Origin of the sequence: Roseiarcus sp. (assembly GCF_049514155.1) — a bacterium.
GTDB lineage: Bacteria > Pseudomonadota > Alphaproteobacteria > Rhizobiales > Beijerinckiaceae > Roseiarcus.
Map to the genome: position 1 here is coordinate 30,294 of NZ_JBEKVH010000011.1, position 14,448 is coordinate 44,741.

Annotated in this window: 10 protein-coding genes; 3 read left to right on the forward strand and 7 right to left on the reverse strand. The window is 69.3% G+C overall.

Translation table 11 applies throughout. The features are described from left to right. Positions 1 to 10 precede the first annotated feature (10 nt). The 3 genes from ABSF49_RS02905 (at position 11) to ABSF49_RS02915 (ending at position 3,160) form a co-directional block, all read left to right on the forward strand. The gene (locus tag ABSF49_RS02905) at positions 11 to 1,300 is read left to right on the forward strand and encodes an amidohydrolase family protein (protein WP_424111127.1); all 1,290 of its coding nucleotides are present in this window, start codon (positions 11 to 13) and stop codon (positions 1,298 to 1,300) included. 241 nt (positions 1,301 to 1,541) lie between these two features. Next, positions 1,542 to 2,363, forward strand: a complete 822-nt coding sequence (locus ABSF49_RS02910; protein ID WP_424111128.1) for a tetratricopeptide repeat protein — start codon at positions 1,542 to 1,544, stop codon at positions 2,361 to 2,363. A 29-nt stretch (positions 2,364 to 2,392) separates the two neighbouring features. Further along, on the forward strand, positions 2,393 to 3,160 hold the full coding sequence (locus ABSF49_RS02915; protein ID WP_424111129.1) for a hypothetical protein: 768 nt from the start codon (positions 2,393 to 2,395) through the stop codon (positions 3,158 to 3,160). Between the two features lie 25 nt (positions 3,161 to 3,185). On the opposite strand, the gene eutC is transcribed toward ABSF49_RS02915, so the two are convergent. The 7 genes from eutC to ABSF49_RS02950 all read right to left on the reverse strand — a co-directional run. Next, positions 3,186 to 4,001, reverse strand: coding sequence for an ethanolamine ammonia-lyase subunit EutC (eutC, locus tag ABSF49_RS02920; protein WP_424111130.1), 816 nt, complete (start codon positions 3,999 to 4,001; stop codon positions 3,186 to 3,188). A 2-nt stretch (positions 4,002 to 4,003) separates the two neighbouring features. Beyond that, entirely contained in the window at positions 4,004 to 5,383 is a 1,380-nt protein-coding gene (locus ABSF49_RS02925) for an ethanolamine ammonia-lyase subunit EutB (RefSeq protein ID WP_424111131.1), read from the reverse strand. Positions 5,384 to 5,623: 240 nt separating this feature from the next. After that, a complete protein-coding gene (rpoD, locus tag ABSF49_RS02930) occupies positions 5,624 to 7,696 on the reverse strand; it encodes an RNA polymerase sigma factor RpoD (RefSeq protein ID WP_424111132.1) in 2,073 nt (690 codons plus the stop codon). An 83-nt stretch (positions 7,697 to 7,779) separates the two neighbouring features. Beyond that, positions 7,780 to 9,693 carry a DNA primase gene (gene dnaG / locus ABSF49_RS02935; protein WP_424111133.1) on the reverse strand — a complete coding sequence of 638 codons (1,914 nt, stop codon included), beginning with the start codon at positions 9,691 to 9,693 and terminating at the stop codon, positions 7,780 to 7,782. A gap of 98 nt (positions 9,694 to 9,791) precedes the next feature. Next, a complete protein-coding gene (locus ABSF49_RS02940) occupies positions 9,792 to 12,638 on the reverse strand; it encodes an EAL domain-containing protein (protein ID WP_424111134.1) in 2,847 nt (948 codons plus the stop codon). 73 nt (positions 12,639 to 12,711) lie between these two features. Continuing rightward, a complete protein-coding gene (locus ABSF49_RS02945) occupies positions 12,712 to 13,305 on the reverse strand; it encodes a GNAT family N-acetyltransferase (RefSeq protein ID WP_424111135.1) in 594 nt (197 codons plus the stop codon). Between the two features lie 9 nt (positions 13,306 to 13,314). Continuing rightward, the coding region (locus ABSF49_RS02950) for a M16 family metallopeptidase (protein WP_424111136.1) at positions 13,315 to 14,448 on the reverse strand (1,134 nt) is incomplete at its 5' end.

The following is a 14,448-nucleotide window of genomic DNA, read 5'->3' on the forward strand; positions in this document are numbered from 1 at the left end:
GGGGGGCCAAATGACCTTCGACCTGATCGTCCGCGACGCGAACCTGCCCGACGGCCGCCGCGGCATCGACATCGCCGCGCGCGACGGCCGCATCGTCGCGATCGCGCCCGCCATCGCCGCCGAGGCGCGCGTCGTCGTCGAGGCCGAAGGGCGGCTGGTCGCGCCGCCGTTTATCGACAGCCATTTCCACATGGACGCGACGCTGTCGCTCGGCCTGCCGCGGCTCAACCAGTCGGGCACCCTGCTCGAGGGCATCGCACTTTGGGGCGAGCTGAAGCCGCTCTTGACCCATGAGGCGGTGATCGAGCGCGCGCTGCGCTATTGCGACCTCGCCGTCGCCCAGGGTCTGCTGGCGGTGCGCTCGCACGTCGACGTCTGCGACGACCGGCTGCTGGCGGTCGAGGCGCTTATTGAGGTGAGGAAGAAGGTCGCGCCCTACCTCGATCTGCAGCTCGTCGCGTTTCCGCAGGACGGCTATTTCCGCTCACCGACCGCCGCCGCCAATTTGAAGCGCGCGCTCGACCTCGGGGTCGACGTAGTCGGCGGCATCCCGCATTTCGAGCGCACGATGGCCGACGGCGCGGCTTCGGTGAAGGCTCTGTGCGAGATCGCCGCCGAGCGCGGGCTGATGGTCGACCTGCATTGCGACGAGAGCGACGACCCGCTGTCGCGCCACGTCGAAACGCTCGCCTATGAGGCCAGGCGTCTCGGCCTCGGCGCGCGCGCCACCGGCTCGCACCTGACGTCGATGCATTCGATGGACAATTACTACGTGTCGAAGCTGCTGCCGCTGATCGCCGAATCGGGGATCAACGCCATCGCCAATCCGCTGATCAACATTACCCTGCAAGGCCGGCACGATACGTATCCGCGCCGGCGCGGCCTGACCCGCATCGCCGAAATGCGCGCGCTCGGCGTCGCGGTGGCGCTCGGCCAGGATTGCGTGATGGACCCGTGGTACGGGCTCGGCGGCGCCGACATGCTCGATGTCGCCCACATGGCCGTTCACGCCGCGCCGATGACCAGCCGCGAAGCGATCCGCTGGAGCTTCGACGCCGTGACCGAGATCCCGGCGCGCATCCTCGGTCTCGACGGCTACGGCCTCGCCGTCGGCTGCAACGCCGACATGGTTGTTTTGCAGGCCGCCGACCCGATCGAGGCGGTGCGGCTGCGCGCGCCGCGCCTCGCCGTCATCCGCCGCGGCGAAGTCATCGCGCGGACGCCGCCGCAAACGACGACGCTTGCCCTCCCCGGCCGACCGGCGACGCTCGATCCGGCGGACTATGCGCCGCGGACGTGAGGCGCGGAAGGAAAACGACCCGGAAGCAAAACGCGTCGCCCTCGCTCCCGCACAAAGATAGGGGCGCGAAGCGTTCGCCGAAGCCTAGATTAACGAAAAGTTAATCCGACGATTCCACTCGCAAGTTAATTGAATTCCGGAATCTTAAGCCGTCGCTAAATTTTATACTGTATTCGCGGTAGTTACGTTAGGGCGGGCGCCTTATTGTTGTTTACCGAAATTCGCGCTTGTGGGCTCCGTCATGTGTGTTGCGTACAGGTTCAGCCCCGCCCGGGGTTGGCTGAGTCGGGTCGCGCTCATCGCCCTCGCCGCCGCCGCGGCGTCGCTGGGCGGCTGCGCCGAGCTGAGCGGCCTCGCGGCGCCGAACGTCGAGGCCGCACAGGCGCCGCCGGCGGGCAGCGACCAGTGGCGCGCCTATACCGACGAATGGGGCAAGCGATACAACCAAAATCCCGGCGACAAGACCGCCTCGATCAACTACGCGCGGGGCTTGCGCGCGCTGACCCGCTACAGCGAGGCGGCGGCGGTCATGCGCACGGCGGCGGTCGACGCCCCGCAGGATTACGAGGTTCTCGGCGAATACGGCAAGGCGCTCGCCGATTCTGGAGAATTGGCGCAGGCCAAGGACGTGCTGACGCGGGCCTATCCAGACGATCGGCCCGACTGGACGATCATGTCGGTGCAAGGCGCGGTCGAGGACGAACTCGGCGACCATGACGGCGCGCGCAAGTTCTACGCCGACGCGCTCAAGATCGCGCCGAGCGAACCCTTCCTGCTCAACAATCTCGGATTGTCCTACGCGCTGACCAAGCAGCTGCCCCAAGCCGAGGCGACATTGCGCGAAGCGAGCGCCAGCCCGCACGCCGACGTTCGGGTGCGTAACAATCTCGCCTTGGTCCTCTCGCTCGAAGGCAAATATGCCCAGGCCGAGGACGTCAGCCGCCAGGACATGTCGGATGACGCCGCGCGCGCCAATGTCAAGGCGATCCGGCAAATGATCGCCAGCCGCGGCGTCGCGAGCGCGGTGCGCTCGTCGCCGCAACCGACTGTCGCCACCGAATAAAGCGCCCAAACACGCAGATGATGATCGCCATGGCCCTTCAGACCCCGATCAACCCGACGCCGCCAGCGTCGCAGCCGCTCCTGCAATGGGCGGAATACTGGTATCCGATCTCCTGGCAATGCGTGCTCGCCGCCGGCGTGGTCACGGCGCTCGGCGCCTGCGTCATGGTCGCCTTCCTCGTGCTGCAGTGGCGCACGGCGAGCATTCGCGAGATGCAGGCCGCATGGCTGGCCACGAATCTCGAGGCGCAAACCGCTCAGGCGCGAAAGGACACCGCCGAGGCGCTCGAGCGCGCCGCCGACCTCGACCGGGAAGCCGCGTCGCTGCATCGCCGCAACCTGTCGCTGGCGGAGCTGGTCCAGCCCCGGCAATTGACCGGCGAGCAGGCCCACGCGTTCACGCAGGCGCTGTCGCCCTATTCGGGGCGCTCCGTGATCCTGTGGTCCTATGGGCTCGATCTGGAGGGCGGCGCGCTGGCCGAGCAGATCCGCGAAACGCTCATCGGCGCGCATGTCGTCGTCGTCAACAATATCGGACAATTGAGTTCGGCCGAGCGCCCGCGCGTCGGCGTCCTGATCGCCGGCGCCGACAAGCATCTCGTCGGCGCGCTGCACGACAATCTCCACGCGATCGGCGGAATGGACGCCGCCGTCGTCGAGCTCGCCAGCGCGGAAGCGGCCGAGGCGGTCCCGGCGGAGATCTTCATCGGCGTGAAGCCGCCGCCGCAGCAGAAGGAAGTCGCCGAGCGCGCGGCGTTCGTCGACCGTGCAGCGGTCGCCGCGCTCCCCATCCCGTGAGCCGAACCTCCTGAGCGTCAGACGCTCAGGCGCTTCGCGCCGATCCCGGCGGCGCGAGCGTCGGGGCTGGTCCTGCTACAGGCAGAGCGGCCTGCGATTCGTCCTTGAGCCCGACCCCGGTCAGCCTCAGCCGTCGCGCTTCGCGACACAGATGGACGAGGCGGCGCGCCGCTTCGGCGTAGGGCAGGCCTTCGGGGCGGATGTTGGAGAGGCAGTTGCGTTCGGCGTCGCTGCGGCCGAGGCGCGGCGCCCAGGTCAGATAGACGCCGAGGCTATCGGGCGTGGTGAGGCCCGGCCGCTCGCCGATCAGCATCGCGACCAGCGCCGCGCCCAACCCAGCGCCGATCTCGTCTCCGATCGCCACCCGTCCGCGTTCGACGATCGCCGCCGGGCCGACCCGCCAGCCCTCGGCGACGAGCGCCGGCAGCGCCGCTTCGATCAGCGGCGGGGCGTGCGTCGTCGTCGCGCGCGCCGACAGGCCGTCCGCAAGCACAAAGACGAGATCGAACCCCTTCGCCGCCGCCGCCAGCCGCGCGCGCGAGGCGTCGTCGAGCGCGCGGCCGAGATCGGGCCGGGCGAGATAGGCGGTCCGATCGTCGGCGCGGCTCTTCAGCCGCAGCGGCTTCAAACCGTGCGCCGCGATCGCTGCTTCGAGGCCGTCGGCGTCGAACGGCGCCTCCACCGCATCGCGAGCGCGCGCATGCGCGGCCTGGAAGGCGAGCGTCTCGCGCGTCGTCGTCGCCGCGCCGGCCCGCTGAAGACCGATGCGCGCCGGCGTGACGGCGCGCAGCCTCGCCCACAGGCGGTCGAGTTCGCTCGCAACGACCGGCGGCGTCGCCATCGTCAAGCCCCCGCCAGCAGCGGCGCGATCTGCGCCGGCAGCGCGCCCGGCCGCACGCGGCCTTTCGCGTCGCTCAGCCCCATGCCCTTGAGCCAGTCGGCGAATTCGGGCGCCGGCTTCAGTCCGAACAGCTCTCGCGCGGCGAGGACGTCGTGGAACGAGGTGCTCTGGTAATTGAGCATGACGTCGTCGGCCCCCGGCACCCCCATCACGTAGGTGACGCCCGCCGCGGCGAGCAGCAGCAGCAGGCAGTCCATGTCGTTCTGGTCGGCGTCGGCGTGGTTGGTGTAGCAGACGTCGCAGCCCATCGGCAGGCCGAGCAGCTTGCCGCAGAAATGGTCCTCGAGCCCGGCGCGGACGATCTCGCGTCCGTCGTAGAGATATTCGGGGCCGATGAAGCCGACGACCGAATTGACCAGCAGCGGCTTGAACGCGCGCGCGACGGCGTAGGCGCGCGCCTCCAGCGTCTGCTGGTCGCAGCCGTGATGCGCGCCCGCCGACAGCGCGCTGCCCTGGCCGGTCTCGAAATACATCACGTCGTCGCCGAGCGTTCCGCGCTTCAGCGACAGCGCCGCCTCGCGCGCCTCGCGCAGGTGCGCGAGCGTGAAGCCGAAGCTGGAATTGGTCGCTTGCGTGCCGCCGATCGACTGGAAGACGAGGTCGACCGGCGCGCTCGCTTCGATCAGGCCGATCGTCGTCGTGACGTGGGTCAGCACGCACGACTGGGTCGGGATGTCGAGCTTGAGCCGCACGTCGTCGATCAGCTCGAGCAGCTCGGCGCAGCGCTGCGGGCTGTCGCTCGCCGGATTGATCCCAATCACCGCGTCGCCGCAGCCGAGCAGCAAGCCGTCGATCATGCTGGCGAGGATGCCTTTGGGATCGTCGGTCGGGTGGTTGGGCTGCAGCCGCGCCGACAGCCGTCCCTTGAGGCCGATGGTGTCGCGGAAACGCGTCACGACCTCGCGCTTGGCGGCGATCGCGATCAGGTCCTGGTTGCGGCAGAGCTTCGAGACGGCGGCGACCATCTCCGGCGTCAGGCCGGGCGACAGCGCCGCCAGCGCCGCGCCCGTCGCCGCGTCGGACAGCAGCCAGTCGCGCAATTCGCCGACGGTGAGGGAGGCGACCGGCGCCAGCGCGTCGCAATCGACCCCGTCGACGATGAGGCGGGTGACGTCGTCGTCTTCGTAGGGGACGATCGCCTCGCTGAGGAAGACTTTCAGCGGCAGGTCGGCGAGCGCGCTCTGCGCCGCGACCCGCTCGGCGGCGCTCTCAGCCGCGACGCCGGCGAGCGCGTCGCCCGACCGCTTCGGCGACGCTCTGGCCAGCAGGGTCTTGAGGTCGGGAAAGCCGTACCGCGTCCCGCCCAGCTTCGCCGAATACACCCGCGCTTGCTCCTCGCCGCCAACAGCGAAACCCTAGCCCCATCGGCGCGGAGGTCAAAGAGCGGCAGGCTTAGCCAGCGGGCGTGGGTTTCGCGCCCGTTCGCCTCCGCCGCCACGGCGGAATGCGACCGCTCACAACGAGCGGGCTGGCGCGCCTCGCTCAATTATCCAGGAAGCTCCTCAGCTTCCGGCTGCGGCTCGGGTGCTTGATCCCCGGGTCAAGCTCGGGGACTAACGGCTTCAATTGTCCAGAAAACTCCGCAGTTTTCTGGAGCGCGAAGGATGTTTGAGTTTGCGCAGCGCCTTGGCCTCGATCTGACGGATGCGCTCGCGCGTGACCGAGAATTGCTGGCCGACCTCCTCGAGCGTGTGGTCGGTGTTCATGCCGATGCCGAAGCGCATGCGCAGCACGCGCTCCTCGCGCGGCGTCAGCGAGGCGAGCACGCGCGTCGTCGTCTCGCGCAGGTTCGACTGGATCGCCGCGTCGATCGGCAGCACCGCGTTCTTGTCCTCGATGAAATCGCCGAGGTGGCTGTCCTCCTCGTCGCCGATCGGCGTCTCGAGGCTGATCGGCTCCTTGGCGATCTTGAGCACCTTGCGCACCTTCTCGAGCGGCATGGCGAGCTTTTCGCTGAGTTCTTCGGGCGTCGGTTCGCGGCCGATCTCGTGCAGCATCTGCCGACTGGTGCGGACGATCTTGTTGATCGTCTCGATCATGTGGACGGGAATGCGGATCGTGCGCGCCTGGTCGGCGATCGAACGGGTGATCGCCTGGCGAATCCACCAGGTGGCGTAGGTCGAGAACTTGTAGCCGCGGCGGTACTCGAACTTGTCGACCGCCTTCATCAGGCCGATGTTGCCTTCCTGGATCAGGTCGAGGAACTGCAGGCCGCGGTTGGTGTATTTCTTGGCGATCGAGATGACGAGCCGGAGGTTCGCTTCGACCATCTCCTTTTTCGCCTGCCGCGCCTCGCGCTCGCCCTTCTGCACCATCTGCACGAGCTTGCGGAATTCCTGAATCTCGAGGCCGGTCTCGGTGGCGAGCGCCTGGATCTCGGCGCGGATTTCCTTGATCTGCGTCTTGTCCTTGGCGACGAAATCCTTCCAGCCGCGCGTGCCAAGCTTGGAGACGCGCAACAGCCACTTCGGATCGAGCTCCGAGTTCTGGTAGATCTTGAGGAAGTCCTCGCGCCCGACGCGGTGCGATTCGGCCAGCCGCATCAGCTTCACGTCGAGGCCGATCAGCCGCTTGTTGATGTCGTAGAGCTGCTCGACCAGCGCGTCGATGCGGTTCTGGTTCAGCGACAGCGACTTGACGTCGGCGACGATTTCCTTCTTCAGCGCCTTGTACTTGCGCTCCTGCGCCGGCGACAGCGATTCGTTCTGCAGCTTGTTGGCGACGTTCTGGTCCTGCAGGCGGCGCAGCTTCTTGTAGGCGTCGGCGATGCGGTCGAAGGTCTCGAGCACCTTCGGCTTGAGCTCGGCCTCCATCGCCGACAGCGACACCGAATTCTCGAGATCGTCGTCGTCGTCGAAGCCTTCGGCCGGCGGCGCGGCTTCGCCGTCAAAACCGGCCGGCGGGGTCTGCGGCGCGGTGGCGGGCGCGACGCGCTCGCGCGGGGGCGCAGCCGCCAGCGCGGCGGCGGCCGCGGCTTCGGCGGCGCCGGGCGCGGTCATGTCGATCTTCGGCTGTTTCTTGCCGTCGGGGCCGGCGTAGGTCGCCTCGAGGTCGATGATGTCGCGCAGCAGGATCTTGCCGTCGTTGAGCTCGTCGCGCCAGATGATGATCGCCTGGAAGGTCAGCGGGCTTTCGCACAGGCCGGCGATCATCGCCTCGCGGCCGGCTTCGATGCGCTTGGCGATGGCGATCTCGCCCTCGCGCGACAGCAGCTCGACCGAGCCCATCTCGCGCAGATACATGCGCACCGGATCGTCGGTGCGTTCGACCGGCTCGGTGCTGCGGGCGGCGACCGCGGTCGAGCGCGACGTCTCGACCAGCTCGCCGGGCTCGGGCTCCTCCTCGTCGGCGGCGACCTCGGCGGCGGGCTCCTTCTCCGCTTCTTCAGCGTCCTCGCTGTCGACGACGTTGATGCCCATCTCGCTGAGCATCGCGTTCATGTCTTCGATCTGATCGGAGGAGATCTCCTCCGAAGGCAGCACCGCGTTCAGTTCTTCCTGGGTGACCCAGCCGCGCTTCTTGGCGATCTTGATCATCCGCTTGACGGCGGCGTCGGTGAGGTCGAGCAACGGACCATCGGCGGCTTCTGCGACGACCGCTTCGCCTTCGGTCTTCTGCTCGTCGTTTCTCGCCATTTCGGCCTCTCCTAAACCGCGCGCCGACGCGCCCGTATCATGTTTGCCGACCGCCAGCACGAGGGATCGGCCCCAGCGCAGCTCTAGAGCGGCGGCGAACCGCGTCCCGAGAGGCTGCCGAAGCCCTCAATCGCCGCCTCGGCGTTCGCCAAATCGGCCAGATTCGCTTTGATGTCCCGCAGTCTCGCCAGGTTCTGCTCGGTCGGATCGGCGGCGAGCGCCTGTTCAGCCAACTTCAGCTCCCTATTTAACGCCCCCGAACTCCGTTGCAAGGCCAGAGTCTGGCGCAAAACGTGTTCGGCGTCCGAGACTTCCGCCCCGGGACCGACGCACCACCAATTGGCCGTGCCGGCGGCCTGCGACAGGATGTGCTCGCGACTCTCGGCCAACCCCGCCGCTGCGAGCGCCGCGGCCAGCGCCTCTGCCCCGGCGAAGGCCTCCGCGGGCAGGGCGAGAAGCCGGTCGCGGAAGGCGGCGAGGGCGGGGCTCGCGAACGCGATGCCGGCCACCTCCTCGACGCGCTTTTCGAGCAGGCCGGGGTGGCAGACGAGGATCGCCAGAATGGCGATCTCGCGCGCCGCCTCGCGGGGCTTGGCGACCAGGCGGCGCGGCGCGGCCGGCAGCGCGGCGCCGGCGAGGCCGAGCCGCGGCCCGGGGTCCGGACGACCGAACCGTCCGCCGCGCGGGTAGCGCTCGCGCCGGCCGGCGCCGGCGGGGGCGGGCGCGCCGGCGCCGAGAAAATCGCCGAGCCGGCGCGCCATGTCGGCCGCGTAATGACGGCGAAGGGTGTCGTCGGCGATCTGGCCGACAAGTTCGCGCAGCCGCCGCTCGAGGCCGGCGCGTTTCTCCGGCGTGTCGAAAGCGTGGCCTTCTGTTTCGCGCGCGAACAGCAGCTCGGCGAGCGGCGCAGCGGCGCGAAGCGCCTCGGCGATCGCCGCCGCGCCGCCCGAACGGACGAGATCGTCGGGGTCCTGCCCCTCCGGCAGCATGGCGAAGCGCAGGCTCTTGCCCGGCCCGACCAGCGGCAGCGCGACGTCGACGGCCCGGTAGGCCGCCTTGCGTCCCGCCTTGTCGCCGTCGAAGCACAGGATCGGCTCGTCGGCGATCGTCCACAGCAACGCGCATTGCTCGCTGGTCAGCGCGGTGCCGAGCGGCGCGACCGTGTGGGCGAAGCCCGCCTGGGTCATGGCGATGACGTCGACATAGCCCTCGACGACGATCACCGCGCCGCGCTCGTGCGCCGCCTTGCGGGCGCGGTGGTGGTTGTAGAGCAGCTCGCCTTTGTGAAAGAGTTCGCTCTCCGGCGAGTTGAGGTATTTCGCTTTCGCCGAAGGATCGAGCGCGCGACCGCCGAAGGCGACGAGCTTTCCGCCGCGGTCGTGGATCGGGAAGATCACCCGGTCGCGGAAGCGGTCGTAGGCGACGGCGACGTCGTCGCCGTGGGCGAGCAGTCCGGCGGCGATCATTTCCGCCAGGTCGACGCCTCGCGCCGCCAGCGCCTCGCGCAGGGCGAAACGGTCAGGCGCGGCGTAGCCGAGGCCGAACAGGCGCTGGGCGGCCGGATCGACGCCGCGATCGGAAAGATAGCCTCGCGCCTTGGCCCCGACCGGAGCGTTGAGCGTCGATTCGAAGATCTCGGCGGCGAGAACCAGCGCGTCGCGCAGGACGGCGCGGCGCTGGTCGCGCGCCTCGCCCTCGCGGCTCTTGGCCGGCATCGGCAGGCCCGCCATCGCCGCCACCTTCTCCACCGCCTCGGGAAAACCGAGCCCCTCGGTCTCCATCAGGAAGGTGAAGACGTCACCGTGCTTGCCGGACGAGAAGTCGTGGTAGAAGCCCTTCTGGTCGTTGACGAAAAACGACGGCGTCTTCTCGGCGTTGAACGGCGACAGGCCGGCCCATTCGCGCCCCGACTTCCTCAGCTTCACCCGCGCGCCGACGACCTGCGACACCGGCACCCGGGCGCGGATTTCGTCGAGAAAATCGGTCGAGAACTTCATGCCGATCCCGAGATTGGCGCGCCGAGGCGGATTGGCAAGGCGGGGAGACGTTTCTCCCCGGTTTTCACAAGCTGCGCCCCTCGCAGCGCCGCCTTAAGCTACAGCGCTTCGGCGCCCATCAATTTGCGCGCCGAGGCCGCGCTCATCGGCTCGCCGAAGGCGTACCCTTGAGCGAATTCGCAGCCGAGCTGCGACAACTCGACCGCATCCGATTCGGTCTCCGCCCCCTCGGTGATGACGTCCATGCCGAGATCATGGGCCATGGCGATCACCGAGCGCAGGATTGCCGGCCGCCCGCCGGCGCCGTTGGGCCTCACCAGCGACGGATCGACCTTCAGGGTGTCGAAGCGATAGCGCTGCAGGTGGCTGAGCGAGGTGAAGCCGGCGCCGAAATCGTCGAGCGCCAGGCCGGCGCCGAGCTCGCGCACGCGGCGCAGCAGCTGCAGCGCGTATTCGGGGTTCTCCATCACCAGCGCCTCGGCGAGTTCGAGCTTCAGCGTGCCGCGCAGCACGTAGTGGCGGTTGAGCGCGGTGCGTACGTCGCTGAGCAGGTCGTGGGCGAGCAGCTGGCGCGCCGACACGTTGATGCTGGCGAAGATCGGCGGCGTGACTTCGAGCGCCTTCTGCCAGGCGGCGAGTTCGCGCGCCGTCGTCTCGATGGCGAAGACGCCGATTTCGACCAGGGCGTCGTTGGCGTCGGCGAGCGAATAGAAATCGGCCGGCCCGAGCAGGCCCAATCGCGGATGGCGCCAGCGCGGCAGCGCCTCGAAGCCGGCGACGGTGCGGTCCTCGAGCCGCACGATCGGCTGGAACATCACGTTGATCTGGCCGCGGTCGAGCGCGTGGCGCAGATCGTGGGCGAGCGACTGCCGGTCCGAGCGCGTCGCCCGCATGCGCACGGCGAAGGTCTCGGCGCAGTCGCCGCCCGCCTTCTTGGCGTTGGCGAGCGCGACCTCGGCGTCAGCGAGTAGGTCGGCGCCCTTCTTGTGCAGGACGGGATCGAAGGCGACGACGCCGATCGACACCGTCAGCGCGACCTCGCGGTCGCCGAAGCTGATCGGCGACGCCATCATCCCCTTGAGCGAAGCGACGAAGCGTTCGAGCTCGGCGTCGATGTCGTCGAACAGGACGATGACGCCGAACTGGTCGCCGCCGATGCGCGCCAGGGTGTCGCCCGGCTTGAGCTCGCGGCCGAGCCGACGCGCCACGGCGAGCAGCGCCGAATCGCCAAACGCCATGCCGAGCGCGTCGTTGACCTCCTTGAAGCGGTCGACGTCGATCGCCAGCGCCGCCGGGGTCGGCGCGCCGGACCGCCCCGCCTGGACGATCGCCGCCCCCAGCCGGTCGAGGAACAATTCGCGATTGGGCAGGCCGGTGAGATTGTCGTGGATCGCGTCGTGAAGGATGCGCTCTTCCGCGGTCTTGATCTCGGTGACGTCGGACAGGGCGCCGATGACCCTGACCACCTCGCCGGCGGCGTTGACGACCGGGCGCGCCTTGAGGGTGAAGCTGTGATAGCGGCTGTCGGCGCCGCGCAGCCGGATATCGTGGCCGATGCGGCCCGAGCGCTGCTGCAGCACGCCTTCGAGCGCCGCCGAAAAGCGGTCGCGATCGAGCGGATGGAGAATATCGAGCCAAGTCGCGGCGGGCCCTTCCAGCGAGCCGCGCTTGAGGCCGAGCTGGGACTCGATCTCGCCGCTGACGTAGATCTGGTCGGCGGGCACGTTCCAGTCGAAGATCGCGTCGCCGCAGCCGGTCATCGCCAGCGCGCGGCGCTCGGCGTCGGCGCCGCTCGGCCCCGCCGCGCCGGTATTGGCGAAGGCGCTCTGCATGATGGTGAAGCCGATCAGCATGACGATCAGCACCAGACCGCCGATCAGTCCCGGCGCCGTGATGTCGTTGGTCAGCCCGCCGAGCGCCGCCGCGCCGGCGGCGACCACCCAGACGACCAGCAGGAACCACGTCGGGATCAGCATCACCGCGCGGTCCGAGCCGCGCGCCGCCATCGACAGAATGAGCAGGAAGCCGATCGCCGTCACGGTGGCGATCGAAATGCGCGCGACGCCGGCGGCGACCGGCGCGTTGTAGATCGACAGGCCGACCACCGCCGCCATCACCAGCAGCCAGACCAGGCCGATGTGGAGGAAGCGGACGTGCCAGCGGCGCAGGTTGAGATAGGCGAACAGAAAGATGATCAGCGTCGCGCCGATCGTCGCCTCGACCCCGGCGCGCCACACCCGCTCGGCTTCGTCCTCGAAGCCGAAGATCTTTCGCCAGAAGCCGAAGTCGATGCAGACATAGGCGAACACCGACCAGGCGAGCGCTGCGGCGGCGGGGAAGACCAGCGCCCCGCGGACGACGAAGACGATGGTCAGGAACAGCGCCAGCAGGCCGGCGACGCCGATCAGGATGCCTTGGTAGAGCGTCAGGCTCGCGCCCTTGTCCTTGAATGCGTCGGGCTCCCACAGATAGAGCTGCGGCAGCGACGACGTACGCAGCTCGGCGACATAGGTGACGGTCGCGCCGGGATCGAGGGTGACGCGGAACACATCGGCGTCGAGCTGGTCTTCGCGCTCGGGCGGGCTGCCCTGACTGGCGGTGATGGCGGTGATTCGCGACGAGCCGAGGTCGGGCCATACCACGCCCGAGCCGACGAAGCGGAAATGCGGGGCGACGACGAGGCGGGTGAGCTGCTCGTCGGAATCGTTGGTCAGGGCGAAGACGATCCACGACGGCTGCGCGCCCGCCTCCAGCGCGCTGACCTCGATGCGGCGGACGATGCCGTCGGCGCCGGGCGCGGTCGACACCTGGATGCGGTCGCCCTGGGCGCCGTAATGCTCGACCGCGTTGGTCAGGTCGATCGCGTCGGCCTCGACCGGCACGCGCACCGACTGCACCGCCTGCGCCGCCCCGATTCCGAGGCCGAGCCAAGCGAGCGCCGCCATCAGCGCCAGCGCGCGGCGCGACCGGCGACCCGTCGTGGGCCGCGACAGGGCGGTCCGAGAGCGCGCTAGGACCTCAATCAAGACGCTTGGCCTCGCCCTCGAGCAGCGCGAGCAGGATGTGGTCCCGCCAGGCGTCGTCGATCTTGAGATAGGCGCGCGCGAATCCTTCGCGCTGGAAGCCGTTGCGTTCGAGCAGGGCGATCGACGGCGCGTTGTCGGGAATGCAGGCCGCCTCGATGCGGTGCAGTCTGAGCGAGTCGAAGCCGAAGCGGGCCACGGCGGCGACGGCGCGGGTCATGCGGCCCTTGCCGGCGTGGGGGGCGCCCATCCAATAGCCGAGCGTCGCCGCCTGGGCGACGCCGCGGCGGATGCCCCCGAGGGTCAAACCGCCGAGCAGCTCGTCCGAGGTCGAATCGAAGATCAGGAAGGCGAAGCTTTCGTCGCCGGCGATGTCTTCCGCCTGGCGGCGCAACCGGCGGCGAAACGCCGCCCGCGTCAGATCGTCGGACAGCCAGGTCGGCTCCCACGGCGTGAGAAAGGCGCGACTCTGCTCGCGCAGCCTCGCCCACGCCGAATAGTCCGCGGCGATCGCCGGGCGCAGATAGAGCCCGTCGCCGCGCACCAGCGGTTGCGGGTCGGCCGATCTGGCGAGACCGAAGAGCGCCATGTCCGCCCGTCACCCTCCCTTCAGGCGCTCGGCGACCGCGGCCGCGTCGAGCGCCTTGCCGACGCCGCCGATCGCGGCGACGGTCGGCGGCGATCTAAGCATGGCCGCGCCCGCTTGGCGAACGTCGTCGACGCCGATCGCCGCGATACGCGCCAGCATGGCGTCGAGCGACAGCGGCGCGCCATAGACGAGGGTCTGGCGCGCGAGCTGCTGCGCGCGCGACGACGGCGATTCGAGCGCGGTCAGGGTCGAAACTTTGAATTGCGCCTTGGCGCGGTCGACCTCCTCGGCGTCAAGGCGCACGGAAGCCTCAGCGAGGCAGTCGAGCGCGGCGCGCGCGACCTCGCCAGCGTCCTTGGGGGCCGAACCGGCATAGAAACCGAACAAGCCGCAGTCGGAAAATCCCCAGTGGAACGAATAGATCGAATAGGCGAGGCCGCGCTTCTCCCGCACTTCCTGGAACAGGCGCGACGACATGCCGCCGCCCGCCGCCGCGGCGAAGATATGGGCGGCGTCGTGGTCGGCGGCGGTGATCGCGCGGCCCTCGAATCCGACGACGATATGCGTCTGCTCGAGCCGCTTCTTCACGATCGACTCGCCGCCGCGATAGGCAGCCGGCGGCGGCGGTTCGGCTTTGTCGGCGCCGAACGGCGCGAGCAGCGATTCGGCGCGCGCGACGATCCGGTCGTGGTCGACCGCGCCCGCCGCGGCGACGATCGCCGCGCCGGACCGATAGTGGCGACGCAGATAGGCGGCGATCGCGGCGCGGTCGAAGCCGCCGACGCTCTCGCGGGTGCCGAGAATCGGCCGGCCGATCGGCTGACGCGGCCAAGCGGCGGCGGTGAAGAGATCGAAGACGAAATCGTCGGGCGCGTCCTCGACCGAGCCGATCTCCTGCAGAATGACGTTCTTCTCCCGCGCGAGCTCTTCAGGGTCGAACCGGCTGTCGGTGAGGATGTCGGCGATGACGTCGAGCGCGAGGTCGACGTCCTCGCCCAGCACGCGGGCGAAATAGGCGGTCTGCTCGACGCTGGTCTCGGCGTTGAGGTCGCCGCCGACGTTCTCGATCGTCTCGGCGATCGCCCGCGCGTTGCGCTTGGCCGTGCCCTTGAACGCCATGTGCTCGAGCAGATGCGACAGCCC

Excerpts from the sequence above, each read along its gene's own strand:
- ABSF49_RS02940 (WP_424111134.1), bottom strand. The coding sequence starts at position 12,638 with ATGGCGGCGCTCGCTTGGCTCGGCCTCGGAATCGGGGCGGCGCAGGCG.
- ABSF49_RS02905 (WP_424111127.1), top strand. The coding sequence starts at position 11 with ATGACCTTCGACCTGATCGTCCGCGACGCGAACCTGCCCGACGGCCGC.
- ABSF49_RS02945 (WP_424111135.1), bottom strand. The coding sequence starts at position 13,305 with ATGGCGCTCTTCGGTCTCGCCAGATCGGCCGACCCGCAACCGCTGGTG.
- rpoD (WP_424111132.1), bottom strand. The coding sequence starts at position 7,696 with ATGGCGAGAAACGACGAGCAGAAGACCGAAGGCGAAGCGGTCGTCGCA.
- ABSF49_RS02910 (WP_424111128.1), top strand. The coding sequence starts at position 1,542 with ATGTGTGTTGCGTACAGGTTCAGCCCCGCCCGGGGTTGGCTGAGTCGG.
- eutC (WP_424111130.1), bottom strand. The coding sequence starts at position 4,001 with ATGGCGACGCCGCCGGTCGTTGCGAGCGAACTCGACCGCCTGTGGGCG.
- ABSF49_RS02915 (WP_424111129.1), top strand. The coding sequence starts at position 2,393 with ATGGCCCTTCAGACCCCGATCAACCCGACGCCGCCAGCGTCGCAGCCG.
- dnaG (WP_424111133.1), bottom strand. The coding sequence starts at position 9,693 with ATGAAGTTCTCGACCGATTTTCTCGACGAAATCCGCGCCCGGGTGCCG.